Source organism: Euzebya rosea (genome assembly GCF_003073135.1).
Classification (GTDB): Bacteria; Actinomycetota; Nitriliruptoria; order Euzebyales; family Euzebyaceae; genus Euzebya; species Euzebya rosea.
In genome coordinates this window covers 198677-218087 of record NZ_PGDQ01000010.1, presented here as the reverse complement: position 1 = coordinate 218087, position 19411 = coordinate 198677, and the positions used below count along the sequence as shown (strand labels likewise).

At 69.0% G+C, this 19411-nt stretch carries 19 protein-coding genes; all 19 read left to right on the top strand.

Features of this window, described 5'->3' with window-relative positions; genetic code table 11:
• A partial coding sequence (locus tag CUC05_RS15180; protein WP_205712357.1) for an SRPBCC family protein occupies positions 1-473 on the top strand: 473 nt, incomplete at its 5' end.
• Positions 473-1735 (top strand): aromatic ring-hydroxylating oxygenase subunit alpha, encoded by a 1263-nt coding sequence (locus CUC05_RS15175; RefSeq protein ID WP_205712356.1) that lies wholly within the window; start codon positions 473-475, stop codon positions 1733-1735. The genes CUC05_RS15180 and CUC05_RS15175, both read left to right, overlap by 1 nt.
• Complete coding sequence (locus CUC05_RS15170; protein ID WP_108666961.1) at positions 1732-2235, top strand: aromatic-ring-hydroxylating dioxygenase subunit beta; 504 nt, start codon at positions 1732-1734, stop codon at positions 2233-2235. The genes CUC05_RS15175 and CUC05_RS15170 overlap by 4 nt, the downstream gene beginning before the upstream one ends.
• Position 2236: 1 nt before the next feature.
• Positions 2237-3799: a class I adenylate-forming enzyme family protein gene (locus tag CUC05_RS15165; RefSeq protein WP_205712355.1), complete on the top strand. Its 1563-nt coding sequence runs from the start codon at positions 2237-2239 to the stop codon at positions 3797-3799.
• Positions 3800-3853: 54 nt separating this feature from the next.
• Complete coding sequence (locus tag CUC05_RS15160) at positions 3854-4711, top strand: DODA-type extradiol aromatic ring-opening family dioxygenase (RefSeq protein WP_108666960.1); 858 nt, start codon at positions 3854-3856, stop codon at positions 4709-4711.
• Positions 4708-6012, top strand: a complete 1305-nt coding sequence (locus CUC05_RS15155; protein ID WP_108666959.1) for an aromatic ring-hydroxylating oxygenase subunit alpha — start codon at positions 4708-4710, stop codon at positions 6010-6012. Before CUC05_RS15160 ends, CUC05_RS15155 begins: the two co-directional genes overlap by 4 nt.
• The gene (locus CUC05_RS15150; protein WP_108666958.1) at positions 5939-6490 is read left to right on the top strand and encodes an aromatic-ring-hydroxylating dioxygenase subunit beta; all 552 of its coding nucleotides are present in this window, start codon (positions 5939-5941) and stop codon (positions 6488-6490) included. Before CUC05_RS15155 ends, CUC05_RS15150 begins: the two co-directional genes overlap by 74 nt.
• 48 nt (positions 6491-6538) lie before the next feature.
• Positions 6539-7747: an ABC transporter substrate-binding protein gene (locus CUC05_RS15145; RefSeq protein ID WP_157965610.1), complete on the top strand. Its 1209-nt coding sequence runs from the start codon at positions 6539-6541 to the stop codon at positions 7745-7747.
• 95 nt (positions 7748-7842) lie between these two features.
• Positions 7843-8664, top strand: coding sequence for an ABC transporter permease (locus tag CUC05_RS15140; protein WP_157965609.1), 822 nt, complete (start codon positions 7843-7845; stop codon positions 8662-8664).
• Positions 8661-9908: an MFS transporter gene (locus CUC05_RS15135; protein ID WP_157965608.1), complete on the top strand. Its 1248-nt coding sequence runs from the start codon at positions 8661-8663 to the stop codon at positions 9906-9908. The genes CUC05_RS15140 and CUC05_RS15135 overlap by 4 nt, the downstream gene beginning before the upstream one ends.
• The gene (locus tag CUC05_RS15130) at positions 9905-10183 is read left to right on the top strand and encodes a hypothetical protein (RefSeq protein ID WP_108666954.1); all 279 of its coding nucleotides are present in this window, start codon (positions 9905-9907) and stop codon (positions 10181-10183) included. The genes CUC05_RS15135 and CUC05_RS15130 overlap by 4 nt, the downstream gene beginning before the upstream one ends.
• Positions 10184-10230: 47 nt before the next feature.
• Positions 10231-11013, top strand: coding sequence for an ABC transporter ATP-binding protein (locus tag CUC05_RS15125; protein WP_205712354.1), 783 nt, complete (start codon positions 10231-10233; stop codon positions 11011-11013).
• Between the two features lie 12 nt (positions 11014-11025).
• Positions 11026-11769 carry an SDR family NAD(P)-dependent oxidoreductase gene (locus CUC05_RS15120; RefSeq protein ID WP_108666952.1) on the top strand — a complete coding sequence of 248 codons (744 nt, stop codon included), beginning with the start codon at positions 11026-11028 and terminating at the stop codon, positions 11767-11769.
• On the top strand, positions 11766-12971 hold the full coding sequence (locus tag CUC05_RS15115; RefSeq protein ID WP_108666951.1) for an MmgE/PrpD family protein: 1206 nt from the start codon (positions 11766-11768) through the stop codon (positions 12969-12971). Before CUC05_RS15120 ends, CUC05_RS15115 begins: the two co-directional genes overlap by 4 nt.
• 213 nt (positions 12972-13184) lie before the next feature.
• On the top strand, positions 13185-14366 hold the full coding sequence (locus CUC05_RS15110) for an ABC transporter substrate-binding protein (protein ID WP_157965607.1): 1182 nt from the start codon (positions 13185-13187) through the stop codon (positions 14364-14366).
• A 33-nt stretch (positions 14367-14399) separates the two neighbouring features.
• Entirely contained in the window at positions 14400-15662 is a 1263-nt protein-coding gene (locus CUC05_RS15105; RefSeq protein WP_108666949.1) for an aromatic ring-hydroxylating oxygenase subunit alpha, read from the top strand.
• Positions 15659-17758, top strand: a complete 2100-nt coding sequence (locus CUC05_RS15100; RefSeq protein WP_170128023.1) for an acetate--CoA ligase family protein — start codon at positions 15659-15661, stop codon at positions 17756-17758. The genes CUC05_RS15105 and CUC05_RS15100 overlap by 4 nt, the downstream gene beginning before the upstream one ends.
• A complete protein-coding gene (locus CUC05_RS15095) occupies positions 17758-18243 on the top strand; it encodes an aromatic-ring-hydroxylating dioxygenase subunit beta (protein ID WP_205712353.1) in 486 nt (161 codons plus the stop codon). The genes CUC05_RS15100 and CUC05_RS15095 overlap by 1 nt, the downstream gene beginning before the upstream one ends.
• Entirely contained in the window at positions 18240-19394 is a 1155-nt protein-coding gene (locus CUC05_RS15090; protein ID WP_205712352.1) for a thiolase family protein, read from the top strand. The genes CUC05_RS15095 and CUC05_RS15090 overlap by 4 nt, the downstream gene beginning before the upstream one ends.
• The last annotated feature ends 17 nt before the right edge of the window (positions 19395-19411 follow it).

Below are 19411 nucleotides of genomic sequence, written 5' to 3'. Positions count from 1 at the left end.
CCGCGGTCCGGGCGCAGCTGCACGACCAGCACGGCACAGAGCGGGGCACCCGCATCACCGACACGATGCGCAACATGGTCATCTTCCCCAACCTGGTCGTCAACGACATCACGGCGTTGACGGTGCGGACCTTCCAGCCGACCGGGCCCGACACCATGTCGGTGGACGCCTGGGCGCTGGCCCCGGTGGAGGAGGAGGGCGCGGCGCTGCACCGACGCCTGCAGAGCTTCCTGGAGATCCTGGGACCGGCCGGGTTCGCCACCCCCGATGACGCCGAGGCCCTGGAGTCCTGCCAGATCGGGTTCGCCTCCGGCGGCGTCACCCACAACGACATCTCCAAGGGGTACGGCACCACCGAGCGCGACGGCGAGCTGCAGATGCGCTCCTGGTGGCGCGAGTGGCACCACCGAATGACCGGCCGACCACGACCGACGGTCCCGGCCGAGTCCGCAGTGACGGCAGGAGCATCCTGATGACGCAGATCGACTTCGACGCGCTCGTCCAACCGACGAGGATCCACGGAAGCCTCTACACCTCGCCGTCCGTGCACGACGCCGAACTCTCCCGCATCTTCCACCAGGGCTGGGTCTTCCTGGCCCATGACTCAGAGGTCGCCAGCCCAGGCGACTACGTGACCCGCACGATCGGTGGCCAACCGTTGATCGTGGCCCGCGGGCGCGACGACGTCGTCCGGGCGTTCTTCAACCGCTGCACCCACCGGGCGAACCTGGTGTGCAGGGCCGACGCAGGGAACGCGTCCTCGTTCCGCTGTCCATACCACGGCTGGACCTTCGCCAGCGACGGGGCCCTGACCGGCGTGCCGATGCGTGAGGGCTACGGCACGGACCACGACGACACGCAGGCCCGTCTGGGCCTTGCGCCGATCGCCGAGCTCGACAGCTACCGGGGCTTCGTCTTCGGCCGACTCACCGGCGCCGGACCATCCCTCAGCGATCACCTGGGCAAGGCCACGACCGCCATCGACCGGCTGGTGGACCTGTCCCCCACCGGCAAGCTCAACCTGCGAAACGGGTGGATCCGACACCTCAACCGCGCGAACTGGAAGACCCTGCTGGAGAACCAGGTCGATGGCTACCACGCGCTGTTCGTCCACCAGTCGGTGTACCGCGCCGTGTCCCCCCGACGCGCCGAGTACGGGTCCGGGGAGACACGGATCGCGGTCAGGGACCTGGGTGGTGGACATTGTGAGATCGACTACACCGACGAGTGGCGTCGCCTCGACCGTGAGTTCGCCTGGTTCGGCAACATCGACCGTGCCCGCGTGCCGCGCTACATCGAGGCCATGACCGTCGCGCGAGACGGCCGTCTGCGCCAGCTCCTGGTCGACGGCCCGCCGCACACGGTGATCTTCCCCAACCTGTTCCTCGCCGAGCTCAACGTGATGATGTTCGAACCACTGGCCCCCGGGCAGACGGTGGTCCACACCGCTCCCGCCCTGCTCGACGGCGGGGAGGAGATGAATGAGCGCATCCTTCGTCGCGCCGAAGGCGCCATGGGACCCGCTGGCTTCCTGATCGCCGACGACGCCGACATGAGCGAGCGAAACCAGATCGGCCTGGAGGCCGGCACACCCGAATGGGTGGAGCTGAGCCGGGGTCTTGAGTCCGAGGAGACCGACATCCGCGGCACCCACAGCTTCGATGAGTCCGCGGAGACGACCCAGCGGGCGATCTGGCAGCACTACCGCTCCGTGATGACCGGTGTGCACGCATGACCACCACACGCGCCGATGACCAGTCGCGGTCACCGTGGGGAGTGCGCGAGGACGTGCTCGCCTTCATCGTTCGGGAGGCACGGCTGGCCGACGAGCACGCCTACGAGGAGTGGGAGTCGCTGTGGGACGACGAGGCGCTCTACTGGGTGCCCCGGGACCCTGAGCGCGAATGGCGAGACCAGTTCTCCTACATAGCCGACAACCGGGCCCGCCTGCGCAGCAGGATCGCCCAGCTGTGCACAGGGCACCGCTACTCCCAGGTCCCGCCGTCCCGAATGCGTCGCATGCTCGCCAACTTCGAGACCACGTCGGCCACGACTGATCTGGTGTCGGTCGCCTGCAACTTCGTTCTGCACGAGTACCGCCACGGGGCCACCGTGTGGGCAGGCCGCTACCGGTACACCGTCGTCCGCGGACAGGATGGTCTTCGGCTTCGCGAGAAGGTCGTGGAGCTGGTCAACGCCCAGGGCCCGATCCCGACCTTGGGCTTCCTGATCTGACATGACGTCCCTGCTCGTCGGTGACATCCCTCGCCGAAACGCTCGCCGTCTCGGCTCCAAGCCCGCGGTGGTGTGCCAGGACCGCACCCTGTCCTGGTCCGCGGTCGACGAACGATCGAATCGTCTGGCCACCGCGCTCCTCGACAGCGGTCTCCGGTCCGGCGACCGCGTTGCCGTCTGCTCCAGGAACTGTCTGGAATGGCCCGAGATCGTCTTCGGCCTGGCCAAGGCAGGGCTTGTCCTGGTCCCGATCAACACGCGGCTGGCTGTCGATGAGGTCGCTCACGCGCTCGGGGTCGTGGAGCCAGCGGCCGCCATCCTGCATCACGACCATGTCGCCGACCTCGGGGAGGTCTTCGCGGACCCCCTCCTGCCGGTGCTCGAGATCGGTGGAGGCGAGCTCGGCCGGCCGTACGACACCGCACTGACAAGCGGGTGGGCGGTCGACCCCACCCCGGCCGGTCTGCATGGTGATGACCCCCGGGTGCTGCTGTTCACCAGCGGCACGACCGGACGTCCGAAGGCGGCGATCCACTCCCACGAGGGAATGCTGATGGCCGCCCTTGACCACCTGATCCTCACCCGGGGTCGACACGATGACGTGTGCCTGGCCGCCACACCCTTCTTCACCGCGGGGGGGATGATGCGGACGCTCAACTGGACCCATCTCGGCCAGACCATGGTCGTCATGCCCCGGTTCGACGAGGCTGCCGCGCTGGCGCTCGTCGAGCGCCATCGGATCACCACCACGATCATGGTGCCGACCATGCTGGCCCGCCTGCTGGACGCCCACAACGGCAGCCACGACACCAGCAGCCTGCGGCTGGTCGGGTACGGATCCGCCCCGATGCCGACCGCACTCGCCAAGGAAGCCAGCGGTGCGCTGGGAACCCCGCTGTTCCAGCAGTACGGCTCGACCGAGACCGGCGGCCTGGTGACCTTCCTGTCACCTGAGCACCATCGTCGAGCCCTCGAGGGTGAGGAGCACCTCTTGGCATCGTGCGGAATGGAGACACCCTTGTCGGAGATCCGTGTCCTGGTCGGCCCGGGGGTGGAGGCCGAGATGGGAGGGCTCGGGGAGATCGCCGTCCGCGGACCGTCCCTCGCCACGGGCTACTGGGGCCGAGCGCAGGACTGGGCCGCCACCACCGACGACGGTTGGTTGCTCACCGGCGATGTGGGTCGGCAGGACGAGGAGGGGCTCATCTATCTGGTCGACCGCAAGAACGACATGATCGTCAGCGGGGCGTTCAACGTCTACCCGGCGGAGATCGAGCGGGTGCTGACCAGCGATCCACGCGTCCGGCTCGCCGCCGTCGTCGGCGCCGCGGACTCGGAGTGGGGCGAGCGGCCCGTGGCCTACGTGGTCCCTCGACGGGGGGCGCCTGCGGAGAATCTTGTGGAGGACCTCACCGATCTCTGCAGAACACATCTGGCCGGCTACAAGCAGCCTCGCGAGGTGCATCTCCGGGATGACCTGCCCACAACCGCCGCCGGGAAGATCCTGCGCCGTGCGCTCCGCACCCCGCCGGAATCCGGTGAACGGAACGTACCACGCCCCTGATCGACCTAAAGTCGGATAATCATCCTACGTTCAATAACTCGGAGCAGAAAAGACATGGCTGGACCACGAATGGTTGTGTGCGCATCCCACAGCCCCCTGATGGACGGGGCCGATGGGGGTCCGGGCGGTGCCCGGTTCATCGACGCGCTCGGTGACGTCGCCGCCCGGGTGGCGCGGTTCGACCCGGAGCTCGTGGTCTTCTTCGGCCCCGACCACGTACGGGCGTTCGTGGGCGTCGTCCCGAGCATCGCCGTGGTCCGCAGTGCGGTGGGGTACGGCGACTGGGGCACTCCGGCTACCCCCTACGACGTGGACCGACGGGCTGCCGACGGGGCCGCTGTCGCACTCCTCGACGCCGGCTTCGACGTGACCGTGGGCGACGAGGTGCGACTTGACCACGGATTCGGCCAGAGCTGGACGCAGCTCATCGGCGAACTCGACGCCGTGCCGATCCTGCCGATCGTCCTCAACTGCGCGCGTCCGCCGCTCGCCCCGCTCTCCCGGGCGCTCGGCGTAGGGCGCATCATCGGCGATCATCTCGCCGACGATCCTCGGCGGATCATGTTCCTGGGGAGCGGCGGCCTCTCCCACTCGCCACCGGCGTTGGAGACCGACACCAGCCACCTCTCGGAGGATGAGCGGCGCCGGTTCAACCTCGATCGCGTGAGGGAGGCCGGGGAACGCATCGACCCCGCGTGGGACGACCGCGTCATCACCCGGCTGTGCGACGGCGATCTGGACGCGCTGGCCTCGATGTCATCAGAGGAGGTCCTTGCCGCCGGCGTGGGCGCCAACGAACTCCGCACGTGGATCGCTGCGTGCGCCGCGAGCCCCGTCCTTCCCCAGCTGGTGGCCTATGAGCCGATCCCATCGTGGATCACCGGCATGGGCCTGATCGCGGGTGCCGCATGAGCCCGGCGTCCGACCCCGCCGAACGGGCCCTGCAGATGGTGGATGAGGATCGGGTCCATCGTGACATCTACCGGGACCCAGAGGCCTTCGTGGCCGAGATGGACCTCATCTTCTCCCGGACGTGGGTCTACGTCGCGCACGAATCGGAGGTCGCGGAGGTCGGTGACTACAAGTCCACCCGGATCGGCACCCAGCCGGTCATCGTCAACCGCGACCGGCAGGGGCGCATCCGCGTCATGCTCAACCGGTGCCGTCACCGGGCGGCCACCGTGTGCCAGTTGCGCAGCGGCAACGCCACGTCCTTCCGCTGCCAGTACCACGGATGGACCTACGACGCCTCCGGCGACCTGGTTGGCGTGCCGTTCCCCGAAGGCTACGAGCATCGTGACCGTGACGAGCTGGGACTGATTCAGGCTCCACGAGTCGAGAGCTACCGAGGGCTCATCTTCGCCAGCCTCGCCGCCGACGTGCCGCCGCTCGTGGACCACCTTGGCGGGGCCCGTCCCTACATCGATCGATTCCTGGATCACCTGCCCGGCCACCAGCTGGTGGTCGCCGACCAGGCCCATCGGATGGTCTTCGACGGCAACTGGAAGCTGCAGATGGAGAACGGGGTTGACGGCTACCACGCCAACTTCACCCATCAGTCCTTCTTCGCGCTGATGCAGCAGGCCACGGGTGAGCAGTCGCGGTACATATCCAGCAAGGACGAGGCGCAGTCGGCAGGCCCGATCTCTGCCTCCCTCGGCAACGGCCACGGTCTGCTCGACCAGAGCCAAGCGGCCAGCGGCGTGCTGCGCCAGCGGCTACGCACCCTTCAGGGTGCGCCCCCGGACGAGGCTGACCTGACCGCCTACTTCGGGGTGCCCGATGCCGAGGCGCTCTTCAACGCCACCCCCGGCCCGGGGTTCAACGTCGCGGTCTTCCCGAACCTGCAGCTGATCGGCATCCAGATCAGGGAGATCCTGCCGGTCGCGGTCGATCGGACGGAGGTCGTGATCCGTCCGATGCTGGGACAGGGTGCGCCGGCGGCCATCAACCGACTGCGCCTGCGCTATCACGAGCTTTTCTACGGGATCGGGGGGTTCGGTCAGCCCGACGACATGGAGATGTTCCGACGCGTCGATGCTGGCCTGGATGCCACGAGCGACGAGTGGCTGTGGCTGGACCGCGGACGTCGGCGCGAACGGACCGGGCCCGAGGGGTCACGGACGGGGCACATCACCGATGAGGCGCCCCAGCGCGGGCAGTACGCCCGCTACCGGGAGCTCATGGCGGCAGGGGGCGAGGTCAATGGCTGATCTCGTCGCAGAGGCCGCCGAGCCTGGCGTCACCCAGCTGCTCGCCACCGAGTCCATGCTGCTGGACCAGCGTCGATTCAGCGACTGGCTGACGCTCTGGGCTCCTGATGGATGCTACTGGATTCCAGTCGACCCGGATCTCGTCGATGGTCGTGACGCGGTCAACCATGTCCTCGACGATCTTGGTCGTCTGCGTACCCGTGTCGATCGTCTGCTCGGCCCGGCAGCCCACACCGAGGAGCCGCCGGCCCGATCGGCCCGGGTCCTGGGAACCACGATCACCTTGGCCTCATCCGAGCTGACCCACGTCGTGACCCCGTTTGTCCTGACGGCCCATCGCCATGGCCGCACGGCTCTTGTGTCCGGCCACTACCACCACCACCTCCGCACCACGGCTGACGGGCTTCGCATCGTCACCAAGCGGGTCGACCTCATCGACGCCGACGCGCCGCTGAACTCCTTGCCGACCCTCCTCTGAGCCCAACCCCGGGCGGCCGGACCGGGGACTGAACAGACAGGAACGAACGTGAACACCTTCTTTGAACGGCTGCGGCGGGTGATGCCGCTGATCATGCTCCTGACCCTTGCACTTGTCGCTTCCGCGTGCGGTGGCGACGGCGACGACGCCGAGGAGTCCACCGAGGCCGAAGCGCCGACCGAGGCCGAAGCGCCGACCGAGGCCGAAGCGCCGACCGAGGCCGAAGCGCCGACCGAGGCCGAAGCGCCGACCGAGGCCGAAGCGCCGACCGAGGCCGAAGCGCCGACCGAGGTAGCCGGAGCAGACGAGTCCTGCCCTGGCACCGAGCCACTGACCCTCCGAGTGGCCGCGATCGCTGGTAGCCGCGCGATGACCACGGGTCTGTGGCTCGGCGTCGCTGAGCAGGCCGGGATCCTGGAAGAAGAGGGCCTCACCCTGGACATCGTGGACTTCCGGGCCTCGGCTGACGTGAACAACGGGCTGCTCTCCGGCGACCTGGACGTCGCCGTCAACGGGTCTGGCGGGATCGTCGCGACCGCCCAGGGCGGCGATGTGATCGGCGTCGGCGGCGGGGTCGACGTGTCGGTGTGGGAGCCACTGGTCAACACCGATCGGGTGAGCGGCTGGGACGACCTCGCCGGGAAGACGGTGGCGGTGTCCAGCACCAGCGGCGTCGTCTGGGCGGTCCTCGGCGACCTGCTGGCCGAGATCGGCCTGACCCACGACGACATCGACCCCGTCGTGATCGGGTCGACGTTCGAGAACTACGCGGCGCTGGAATCGGGGCAGGTGGACTGGATCCCGGGTGCCGCCCCCGTGAACTTCATCGGTGAGGACGCTGGCTTCGGTCGTCTGGGCTACGCCGCCCCTGGCGGTGAGGTGCCGCTGTTCACCTCCGGCTATGTGTCGACGACGAACGCCTTCGCCGCAGAGAACCCCGACTCAGTCGTCCGGTTCCTCCGGGCATGGATCCGGACTGGTCAGTGGGCGAAGGACGCGGCCAACTTCGATCGCGTCGTCGAGATCGCCGCCGAGGTCTCAGAGGTCGAGGAGTCCGTCGCCCGTCGGTCCATGGAGCTGTACCTCCTCGGCGACGTCCACTCGCCATACTTCCTCGCCGAGAACGGTGAGATCAACGACGAGTCCCTGCAGAACCTCATCGACAGCATGGTTCGCCAGGAGATCCTCGAGGAGGCTCCCTCGCTCGACGAGGTCCGCACCCATGAGTACGCCCGACGGGCTGCCGCCTGCCTCTGAGGCCCTCCACCGTCCGGGCAAGCCCTTCTCCGCAGGGCTTGCCCGGACACCTCCCAACTCCCCCTCCCCCTTGCCAACCGCCGAGTGAGGCACCCGTGACCGACACCATCGACATCAGTCCCCCGTCCGTCGCCCAGGACACCGCCGCCCCGCACGCCCCCGCCGGACGCCGGCGACGCCGTCCGCCGCTGTCATTGCTGTCAGTGATCGGTGGGTTCCTGCTGTGGGAGGCGGCGCTCGCGGTCTTCGAGGTCAGCGAGTTCGCGCTCGTCCCGCCGACACAGATCATCGGTGAGTTCGTGGTCGTGATCCGAGATGGTCTCATCTGGGAGCACTTGCGGATCAGTGTCCTTGCCTTCCTCTTCGGGTTCGCCGTGTCCGCGGCGCTGGCCATCCCCCTGGGCCTCATCGCCGGTTCCAGCCGGACCTTCGGCGAGATCGCGTCGCCATGGATCGCGGGGCTCTACGCCACGCCCATGATCGCCCTCGCCCCACTCCTGATCATCGCCCTCGGATTCGGCATCCAGGCCAAGATGGCCGTGGTCGCCTTCGCCTGCTTCTTCCCGATGGTGATCAACACCATCTCCGGGGTCAAGGCGGTTGAGGGTTCCTTGCTGGACGTCAGCACCGCCTTCGGTGCGACACGGTCGGAGACCTTCCGCAAGGTACTTCTGCCGGGCTCCGTCCCGTTCATCATGGCCGGACTCCAGCTGGCCGTCGGTCGCGGTGTGGTGGGCCTCGTCGTCGCTGACCTGTTCGGCTCGCGGGCGGGGCTCGGGCTCTTCCTGCTCAACAGCGCCCAGGCCTTCAACATCGCCCGGGTCTTCGTTGCGGCGCTCACCCTCGCCATGCTCGGCGTCCTGTTCAGCGCGGTGCTTCGGACCATCGAAGGCCGGATGCTCCGGTGGCGCCCTTGAACCGGCCCCAACCGGACGTCGGCCATGTTGGAGGTGCCACGGACGACGGGGACGGCAGCGGGCTGTCGTTTCCCCTCCTGCTCGTCCTCGCCATGGCGGTCGGGCCCTACCTCCAGCTGGGACTGACCGCCATCGCGCCGGTGCTTCGAGAGGAACTCGGACTGTCGCGAACCGAGGTCGGCGCACTTCCGGCGGTCCTGTCCATGGTCGCCTGCCTCACCGCGTGGTCGTGGGGTCGATGGATCGACCGAGCCTCCGCCGGACGCGTGGCGACCGCGCTGTTCGTGGCGTCGACCGCCGGCTTCGTCGTGGCCGCCCTGGCCCCAGGCTTCGTCTGGCTCCTCCCTGCCGTCATGCTGGCGGGGGTGGCAATGGGCGGGTCGAACCCGGTGACCAACGACCTCATCATGTCCCGCTACGCCGTCGGAAGACGCGGCGTGATCATGGGGATCAAGCAGTCCGGCGTCAACGTGGGCATCCTGCTCGCCGGTCTCGTGCTCCCGCTGGCTGCGGCGGCGGGTCGCTGGCGCGAGGCTCTGCTGGTCAGCGCCGTCCTGCCACTTGGAGGACTGCTGTTGGTGTGGAGGCCGTGGGGCACGGGTGGGGCGCCCAGCGCGCAGCAGGTCGCCGACGTGGCAGGCAGCCCGCCCAGTCCCCGGATGCCGGACGAGGTCCGTGACCCGTTGCGGCTCCTCCTGGCCTACACCGGCATCATGGGAGCAGCCGTCTCCTCAGGGAGCACCTATGCCCCGCTGTTCGCCTTCGAGTCACTCGACATCGGCACGGGTGCGGCTGGGCTGGTGACGGCGGTGCTGGGGGGCGTCGGGGTTGTGGCACGGCTGTCATGGGGACGGGTGGCTGATCGGCACACCGACCCGCGCCGGTTGCTCCAGGTCATGGCGTTCGGCACCGCCGTCGGCGGTGTCCTGGTTGCGGTGCTTGGGACGATCTCCTACCCACTGCTCCTCCTCGCCCTGGTGGTCTACGCGTCGTTCTCCAGCGCCTGGGTGGTGGTGGCGATGCTGACGACCACGAGCGCCGTCCCATCTGCCCGGTCGGGACAGGCCACCGGGCTGGTGATGATGCTGTTCTACGCCGGCTACATGGTCGGCCCTGTCTCCTTCGGGTGGTTGGTTGACACCTTCAACACCTACACTCCCGCGTTCGGTGCACTCGTCATGATGGCCCTTGTCGCCACCGTGGTCCCCCGCCGGATGCAGCTCCGCATCCAGGAGGTTCCATGACCACCAACGATCCGCGATGGGAGCACGACGGCGTCGTCGTGGCGAGTGAGTTCGCCGCGGTCCGCGTGCGGCTCGACACATCGGCCAACGGACCCCGGTTGCGGGTCGAGGACCTCGACGGCGATGCCGTCGTCTACCTCGAACCGCTGGAGTTGGCCAGCTTCTGCCTGGCAACCGACGCAGACCGACGCCGCTGGCTCGCCGTGGGCGCCTACCACGAACCCCCCGAGCACACGCCTGGGGAAATGTCAGACCCCGATCAAGGAGTTGCCTGATGCCCCGATCCGCCGCGCACGCCGACACCCTGGGAACGCGGGAGGGCGTGGCCATCACCGCGACCGCGGTGAATCGCACGTTCGCCAGTCCCAACGGCAGCACCTTCACGGCGCTGCACGATGTGGCCCTGGACATCACCGCCGGCGAGTTCGTCGCCGTGGTCGGACCATCCGGCTGCGGCAAGACCACGCTGCTGCGGATCGTCATGGGGCTGGAGCAGCCAAGCTCCGGGGAGGTCACCTTCGACGCCGGCGGGGACGTGGTGACTCGGAGCTTCGTGTTCCAGCAGTCCTCCCTCCTGCCATGGCGCACCGTCGAGGACAACATCGCCTTCGGTCTTGAGCTGCAGTGCCGGCGCGACCAGCGAGCCACCGGTGAGGAGCGCATGACGGAGCTGTTGGAGCTGACAGGGCTCAGCCAGTTCCGGGACTACTACCCGTCGCAGCTGTCCGGGGGCATGCAGCAGCGGGTCAACCTCGCCCGGGCACTGGCCATTGATCCCAACGTCCTGCTGATGGATGAACCGTTCAGCGCGCTGGACGCGATGACCAAGGAGCACCTGCAGCGTGAGCTGACCGCGATCGCCGCCCATCTGCGTGCAACCGTTCTGTTCGTCACCCATGACATTCGCGAGGCCGTCTTCCTCGCCGATCGGGTTGTCGTGATGGCCACCCACCCAGGGCGGATCGTCGAGACGGTGCGCGTGGACGCACCCGAGATGCGCGACGAGGAGTTCCAGCGCTCACCAGAGCTCGCGGAACAGGCAAGGGAGATCTGGGCGATGCTGGGGCATGCCCAACGCCCGTCCGCCGACCGCACGTCTGCATGAGGCGGGCGCCCGATGGACCTTGAGCTGGACGGGCGGACCTTCGCCATGACCGGGTCGACCAGGGGCCTTGGCCGGGCGGTGGCGGAGGTCCTGGTCGCCGAGGGGGCCAACGTGGTCGTCGCCTCCCGCGATCGTGACCGTGCGGCACGAACGGCTTCCGAGCTCGGCGAGCGCGCGCACGGGGTCCAGCTCGACCTCCGGGATCCCGCCTGCGGGAAGGCCTTGGTCGAGGCTGCACGTGCGCGCTTCGGCGGGCTCCATGGCGCGCTCATCAACCACTGGGGCCCCCCCTCGGGAGGGGCGTTGGAGATCACTGACCAGGCGTTGACCGCGACGGTGGATCTCGGTCTTGCGGCTGTCGTGCGGCTGCTCCGGGACCTCGGAGGGGCGCTTCCCGAAGGCGCCGCCATGCTGGTGGTCGGGTCGGTCACGGTTCGAGAGCCTGCCGACAGCCTCGTCGGGTCGAACCTGTCGCGGCCGGGTGTGTGGGGCTACGTCAAGCACCTCTCGCGGCCATTGGGCGAGCGAGGGGTCCGCGTGAACATGATCCTGCCCGGTGCGTTCGCGACGGAGCGACTTCGTGAGCTGTCCGGTGGGGTCGCCGGAGACAGCGCGTTCGTCCAGGATGTCCCGCTGGGGAGGGCGGGGCGTCCTGAGGAGTTCGGGCGGACCGCGGCGTTCCTGCTGTCACCCGCGGCCTCCTACACGACCGGGTCGGCGGTCGTCGTCGACGGTGGCTCGAGCAGGTCGCTGTGACCGCGGTGCCCCCCGGCGCGGCATGGCCGGAGCGGATCGCCCAGGTGGACGGGCAGGTCGGCCATCGCATGGCCCTGCGGGACACCGTTGCCTGCATGGTCGGCGGTGCCGCCACCCCGTTGGGTCGTGCCGTCCCCAGGGGTTCCGACGACCCAAGCCTGATGGCGCGTTGGCTGGCCGTCGTCGGCCATGTGCTGGACTTCGACGACACCTTCACCCCGGGGCTGGCCCACCTCAGCTGCCCGACCGTCGCCGCGGCCCTCGCCACAGCCTGTCTTGTGGATGCCGACGTCGAGACGGTTGCCGAGGGACATCGACGGGGGTGGGAGTTCATGGCGGCCATGACCCGCGCCCACCACCCCTGGTTGTACGAGCGGGGATGGCACCCCACCTCGCTGTGTGGCAGCCCTGCTGCGGCGGTGGCCGCCGGGACCGTCCTCGGCATGGGGCAGGAGGAGCTGACCCAGGCGGTTCGCCTGGCCGCCCTCGGGGCCGGCGGCCTCCAGGCCGCATTCGGGTCGGACGGCAAGTCGTTGCAGGTCGGCCTGGCGGCGCAGACCGGTGTCACAGCCGCCCTGCTGGCGCGGGGTGGCGCCGACCTGGGTTCACGGATCGATCAGCAGTGGGCACGGGCCCACGGCTCGGATCAGGTGGCCGCTCCGATGCGCCCGGACGCGGTGGTGGAGAACTGGGTCAAGGCCTACCCGTGCTGCCTCCAGACCCACACCGCCATCGACGCGGCATGGCAGGCCAGCCGTGACGGCGTTCCCGGCGGGACGCCGGCCAGCGTGGTGGTACACCCGCTGTCGCGAAGGGCAGCCCCGCTCGACGATGTGGCCAGACCGCTGGAGACCAAGTTCTCCATCCCCTACCTGACGGCGTTCGTGCTGTTGCGGTGCCGCCCTCCGACGGTGGCGGATCTTGATCAGGTCGACCCGCACGTCGGTGCATACGCGCAGCGGGTGACGGTCCTGGAGGACCCGGCACTGCCGCAGTCGACGGCGATCCTGATGGTGGACGGCGCCGAGGTGCGCTGTGACGCAGCAGTCGGCTCCCCCGACCGTCCCATGTCGTCGACGCAGCACGAGGGCAAGATCGCCAGCCTCGGTGCCGGCGATGCCGTGCGCCTGCTCGACGACCCGAGCACGCCGGCCAGGGCACTGCTTCGCCGGCTGGAGACAGGTCTCGCGCAGGGCGCCTGAGCATCAAGCGTTGTGGGACGCCTGGGCAGTGTGCCGCTGACCGGAATCCTCCTCTGTCACGCTCAGCTCGACCAGGTCAAAAATGTGCGAGCCCGGAGGACCGTCCGGTCGCCACATCACGTCGGTCGCTGCACGCGGCCCTCGAGGAGGAGCCGAAACTCGATGATCACCCCCAACCCGCATCGTACGATCCGACGCACGCGGTGGCTCGCCATGATGGTTGCCCTGCTCCTGTCGCTCACGGCCTGTTCCTCCTCCGATGAGGTGTCGGTGGACGACGGCCCCTCCGAGGACGTCGCCGAGGAAACACCGGCCGACGACCCGACGTCGGACCCATCGGCGACGTCGGCCGCGACCGAGGAGTCCGGGGAACCTTCCGACGACCAGCCGGCCGCCCCCACGCCGGTGGCCGAGGATGATCCCTGTGCCCCCGGCGCCTCGGATCCCACGACCGTCACCGTGGGGCTGCAGACCGGCCGCCACGGCATGACCAGCGGGTACTGGATCGCGATGGCCGACGAGTTCGGGTTCTTCGACGAAGTGAACATCACCATCGACGATGTCGCCTTCGCCAGCGCCACCGACCTGCTCAACGGTCTTACCGCCGGTGAGCTGGATGTCAACGTCATGGGCTCGGCGGGCATGATCTCGGCCTCCCAAGGCGCTGACGCCATCGCCATCGCCGGCGCGGTGAACTCCTCGATCTGGGAGCCCGTGTCCGCGCCGGAGTTCACCACGTGGGACGATCTGCGCGGGGCGACGGTCGGGGTCTCCAACGTCAACGGGGTCAACGCCCATGCGTTCCGCCTCATGGCCGAGCTGGCCGGCCTGGACCCCGAGACCGAGCTGGAGTTCGTGCAGGCCGGGGCCACCGCCGAGGCGTTCCTTGCCCTTCGGGGCGGCCAGATCGACGCGCTGCCAGCTGCCCCGCCCACGAACTTCCTGGCGGCCGCGGAGGGCTTCACCACCTACGGGTTCGCCCCGGAGGGCACCGAGGTGCCGAAGATCTCCGCCCTGCAGATCCTCACGACCAGGGCGTGGGCAGAGGCCAACGACGTGGTGGCCACCTGCTTCATGCGGGCGTTGCTGCGGCTCATCGAGTTCGTCGAGGACCCCGCCAACCGCGAAGAGGTGATCGACGTGTCGATCCCCATCCTCCAGGGCGGGTCCTCGGTGATCGAGGAGGAGTTCCTCATCCAGGCCATCGAGCTCTACGTCGATGACCCCGTGCTGGCCCCCTACGTCTGGCACGACCTGCACCTCCCACAGGACTCTTTCGACAACGCGATGGAGATCTTCATCGCCGGCGGGTCGATCGAGGCGGCCGACGCGATCGGATACGAGGAGTACGTGGACCACACCTATCTCGACGCGGCCATCGCCGCAGAGGGTTGACCCCGACGACGGCCACGACGGAGAGGACGAGCCATGACGGCATTGCACGACCGCATCACCGAGGAGCGTGTCCACGGTTCCCTGTACACCGATGATGAGGTGTATCGCCTGGAGATGGACCGCATCTTCAGGGCCGGATGGCTCTTCGCCGGCCACTCCAGCGAGATCCCCGAGGTCGGGGACTACGTCACGAGGGACATCGCCGGGGAGCCCCTGATCCTGTCCCGGACCGCCGATGGGACGATTGCCGTCCTGTACAACCGGTGCGCCCACCGGGGCAACCGGGTCTGCGTCCAGGACCGCGGCAACGCGACCTCCTATCGCTGCCACTATCACGGCTGGACCTACCGCAACGACGGGCAGCTGTCAGGGATCCCGTTCGCCAAGGGGTATGACGAACCCATCGAGCAGCTTCGGGGCACCATGAGCATGGCGGCCCCGCGGACCGATGTCCGCCACGGCTTCGTGTTCGTGTCCTTCGCGCCGGACGGTCCGGACCTCGACACACACCTGGGCGATGGCGGGCGTGACATGCTCGCCCGCCTGTCCGGCATGTCGCCCACGGGTGAGATCAGCCTTGCCAAGGGCTGGCTGCACCACCGGCTCGGGGCCAACTGGAAGGCGGTGATGGAGAACCAGGTCGATGGGTACCACGTCCAGTTCACCCACGCCTCCCTGTTTGAGGGGGCCTCCGGGCCGCGCAAGGGCATCACGTACGGGCAGAAGAGCGGTGCCGCAGTACGGGACCTGGGCGGCGGACATTCCGAGATCCTGTTCGAATCCGAACACCGTCGCCAGGATGAGGAGTTCCTCTGGATCGGGTCGGCGACCCGCCAGAAGCTGCCCGACTACACCGCGGCGATGGTGCAGGCCTACGGGGAGGCGGAGGCCCACGACCGCTTCGTCGCCGGGCCCCCACACGGCGTCATCTTCCCCAACCTGTTCCTGGCGGAGTTCAACATCTTCGTGGCCGAGCCGGTGGGACCCAACGTCACCAACAGCTGGACCGCCGCGATCACGATCCCTGGCTGCGAGGACATCTCCCTGCGCCAGCTCCGCCGGTCCGAGGCCGCCATGGGCCCTGCGGGAATGCTCATCGCCGACGATTCCGAGATCGCCGAGCGCAACCAGGCAGGGTTCCGGGCCGGCCAGCCGGAATGGGTCGACCTGACCCGCGGCCGGGCCGGGGTCGTCCCAGACCCCGACCGCGCCTACGCGACACTGGATCCCGACCTCACCGGGGAGTTGCCCCAGCGGGCCTTCTGGCGGCAGTACAAGGCGCTGATGACCTCGTGAATCATCCCGACGATGACCGCAGCGGGATCGGTGCCCTGCTGCTTCCCCGAAGCGTGGCTGTCGTGGGGGCCACGCCGGACACCACGAAGTTCGGCGGCGCGGCGCTGCACAACCTCCTCGAGTTCGGCTTCGAGGGCACCGTGTACCCCGTCCACCCCTCCCACCGGTCGATCAGCGGACTCAACTGCGTCCCGTCGTTGGCCGACCTGCCGCACGGGGCGGTGGAGCTGGCCGTGATGGCCGTACCCAGCCGCATGGTCCTCGAGCAGTGCCGGCTGGCGGCGCAGCAGGGCGTCCGGGCCGTCATCGTCTTTGCATCCGACCTCTCCGAGTCGGCGCTGCGTGCGCTCCACGAGATCGTGGAGGGGTCCGGTATGCGACTCCTCGGGCCGAACACCTCCGGGTTGTCGAACCTGCGGGACTCCTTCGTGCCGCGCGGGGCCAGCACGCATTCCCGCCACCTGCGCCCTGGACGCGTGGCGGTCTTCGCCCAGAGCGGTGCGCTGAGTGCAACCATCAGCAACCTGCTGCCGCGCTATGGCACCGGTCTGGCCTACACCGCCTCGGTCGGGCAGCAGCTCGACATCGACCTCTGGGATCTCACCGAGCACGCGGCTGCCGACCCGGGCATCGACGCCATCGTGGTCGGTGTCGAGGAGATGCGTCGACCGGCGATGATGGTCAGGGCCATCCGCGCGGCGGTCGACGCCGGGAAGCTGGTCGTGGCCATCAGACTGGGCCAGACAGCCGCAGGCGCCGCCGCGATCGCCACCCACACGGGGGCGATCGTCGGTGACGTGGGTCCGAGCGTGGACCTCCTGCGCGCTGCCGGTGCCCTGGTCGTCAGCGAGATCAACGACGTGCCGGCGCTCATCGGGCTCCGGGCCTTGCTGCCCGATACGCTGGGCCGTCTCCAACGGGTGGCGGTGATGACGACCTCGGGGGCCGAGGGCGCCCTGGTCGCTGACATCCTCCACACCGGCGGGTGCGTCCTGCCACCCTTGGCGCACGAGAGCCGGGAGTGGGTCGAGTCCAACCTCAACATGGTCCCACCGACCAACCCGTTGGATACCGGGGGCGCGATCGTGACCGACCAACGATCGATCGCCGACACCCTGATCCACCTCCGTGACCGGGCCCAGGACGTCGACGTGGTCCTGGCGAACATCACCGCCTTCGCCGACAACTACGACTTCGTCTACCGCTGTGCCTCCGACGCGGCCAACGCCGAGCTCCCCGTCCCGCTGGTGCTCGCGGCCCGGCACGTCGATGGCCTCAACGACAAGGGTGTGGCGCTGCTGCGCAGCGGGGAGGCGCCGGTGTTCGACTCAGGTCCGTTCGCCGCCCGGATCATCGTCGGCTACGACCAATGGCTGCGGCACGTCGCAACCCTGCCTTCACTCGACCTCGCCGATCCACGCCCCGGTTCCGTGTCCGGCACGCCGGTCACCCTGCCGTACTGGCCGTCACGCGTCCGGCTCGCGTCGGCGGGTCTGCGATTCCCGGACGGTGACGTCACGGGGGAGGCGGAGCTGGCGGGCTCCATCGCGGCGCGCATCGGCGGTCCGGTGGCCCTGAAGCTGTCCTCCCCCACGCTGAACCACAAGGCCGCCGGCGGCGGGGTCGTGCTCGGCCTGACCGATACCACGGCAGTCGTCACGGCAGCCGACCACCTGCTCGCCATGGCGGCTGGCAACGGTGACCCGTCGCCGATGGTGACGGTGGAGGCCATGGTGCCAGCCCCGGTCGAGCTCCTGCTCGGCGCGGTGCGAGATCCCAGCATCGGTCCCTGCGTCGTGCTCGGACTCGGTGGCTCGGTGAGCGAGGCCGTGGGCGAGGTGGTGACGCTGCCCGCACCACTCGGTGCCGAGGCAGCCAAGTGGATGCTGGACCACTCCGTCCTCGGGCGTGTCCCACTGGTCGCGTCCTACCGCAACGCCGTCGAGGCCGCTGTCGTCGCATTCGCCGGCTGGCTTGCCGACAACCCCGACATCGTCTCGGTGGACATCAACCCGCTCGCCCTATCGATGGACGGCACGCTGACGGCGTTGGATGCACGGATCGTCCTCGAAGAACCTGTTGAGGAAACGCAATGATGGCAACCTCGCTCTCGCCCGAGGCGCGTCTCGCGGTTCAGGACTTCCTGACCCATGAGGCAGAGCTTCTCGACGCCCACCGTTACCGGGAGTGGCTGGAGCTGTGGGAGGCCGACGGCGTCTACTGGGTGCCCGCCTCGGACCGTTCCGCTGCGGATCCCGACTCGGCGATCAACATCATCTACGACAATCGTCGGCGAATCGAACGGCGGGTGGCGCAGCTCGAGACCGGCCTACGACACGCCCAGATCCCCGCATCGCGGTTGGTGCGCACGATCGGGACCATATCCATGGTTCCCAGGGGGGAGGACCTCGACGTCCGCATGGCGTTCGTGCTCGTTGAGTCCCGCCGAGAACAGCACGTCTGGTCAGGCCGCGTCGAGTACGTCCTCCGGGCCCGCAACGAGGGGTTCGGGATCCGCCAGAAGAAGGTGTTGCTGGTGGATCCCCAGCGTCCGCTGGACACGCTGGCCTTCCTGCCGTGAGCCACCGAGCGTCCGTGGCCGGGTTGGGCCTGACCCCGATGACCACGAAGGCTGGGCCGGACGTCTCCACCCTGGCAGTGACCGCGCTCACCGAGGCGGTCCGCGATGCGGACATGAGCCTCCAGGACATCGACGGGCTGCTCATCAACCGGAGTGGCGTGCCGGGCGGGGGAACCCTGTCGCTCGACCTGGCGCGAACGGCAGGCCTTCAGGACCTGCGCGTTCTCAAGGAGGTGGAGTGTCGCGGGACGACGGCGGCGCTGATCCTCTCCGAAGCCTTCGCGATGGTCGAGTCTGGCGCAGCGACCACCGTCGCCGCCGTGTTCGCCGACACCCCGATCGGGTCGACAGGCTCCGCGGGCGCAGGGTTTGCCCAGTACGCCAGCAGCGGCCACACCCGTGCCGTGGAGCGGGCTGCCGGCCTGCTGGGTGCGGTGCCGGCATACGCGCTGATCGCGGCCCGGTACGCCGCCGTCCACGGCCTCGAGCCCGAGGATCTCGCCACAGTCGCGTTGACCGCTCGGCAGTGGGCCGCGGGGAACCCCTTGGCCGTGTCCCGCGAACCGTTGGCGATGGCGAGCTACGTCGACAGCCCGATGGTCGCCACGCCCCTGCGCCGCCTCGACTGTGCGAGACCGGTCAACGGTGCGGCGGCGCTGCTGGTCACCGCAGGGAACTCTGGCCACCACCCCATCGTGCGCGTTGTCGGTGCGGGAGCGGCTCACCCGGTCAGACGCCGAGTCGGACCAGGCGAGAGCTGGTTCGACGTTGAGGAGGTCCCCGCTGCGAACGTCGCCCTCGCGGAGGCCGGGATCAGCAGGGAGGACGTGGACGTCCTGCAGCTCTACGACGCCTTCACGATCGTGACGCTGTGCCTCTTGGAGGCGCATGGTTTCGCCCCTCCGGGGGGCGGCGCAGCATGGATGCACGACGGGCACGGATCGCCCGGAGGGTCCCTGCCACTCAACACTGGCGGTGGACACCTCTCAGGCTGGTACCTCCAGGGCATGACGCCAGTCGTGGAGGCGATCATCCAGTTGCGCGGGACGGGCGGCGCCCGCCAGGTGCCGGAGGCCCAGACCGCCTTCGTGGCCACGATGGGCGGTCGGCTTGACGATCACGCCGTGCTCGTCCTGCGGCGGGAGGACTGACCATGGTCGACTGGCTG

Excerpts from the sequence above, each read along its gene's own strand:
- CUC05_RS15175 (WP_205712356.1), top strand. The coding sequence starts at position 473 with ATGACGCAGATCGACTTCGACGCGCTCGTCCAACCGACGAGGATCCAC.
- CUC05_RS15095 (WP_205712353.1), top strand. The coding sequence starts at position 17,758 with ATGGCAACCTCGCTCTCGCCCGAGGCGCGTCTCGCGGTTCAGGACTTC.
- CUC05_RS15150 (WP_108666958.1), top strand. The coding sequence starts at position 5,939 with ATGAGGCGCCCCAGCGCGGGCAGTACGCCCGCTACCGGGAGCTCATGG.
- CUC05_RS15120 (WP_108666952.1), top strand. The coding sequence starts at position 11,026 with ATGGACCTTGAGCTGGACGGGCGGACCTTCGCCATGACCGGGTCGACC.
- CUC05_RS15165 (WP_205712355.1), top strand. The coding sequence starts at position 2,237 with ATGACGTCCCTGCTCGTCGGTGACATCCCTCGCCGAAACGCTCGCCGT.
- CUC05_RS15110 (WP_157965607.1), top strand. The coding sequence starts at position 13,185 with ATGATGGTTGCCCTGCTCCTGTCGCTCACGGCCTGTTCCTCCTCCGAT.
- CUC05_RS15170 (WP_108666961.1), top strand. The coding sequence starts at position 1,732 with ATGACCACCACACGCGCCGATGACCAGTCGCGGTCACCGTGGGGAGTG.
- CUC05_RS15160 (WP_108666960.1), top strand. The coding sequence starts at position 3,854 with ATGGCTGGACCACGAATGGTTGTGTGCGCATCCCACAGCCCCCTGATG.
- CUC05_RS15130 (WP_108666954.1), top strand. The coding sequence starts at position 9,905 with ATGACCACCAACGATCCGCGATGGGAGCACGACGGCGTCGTCGTGGCG.
- CUC05_RS15105 (WP_108666949.1), top strand. The coding sequence starts at position 14,400 with ATGACGGCATTGCACGACCGCATCACCGAGGAGCGTGTCCACGGTTCC.
- CUC05_RS15155 (WP_108666959.1), top strand. The coding sequence starts at position 4,708 with ATGAGCCCGGCGTCCGACCCCGCCGAACGGGCCCTGCAGATGGTGGAT.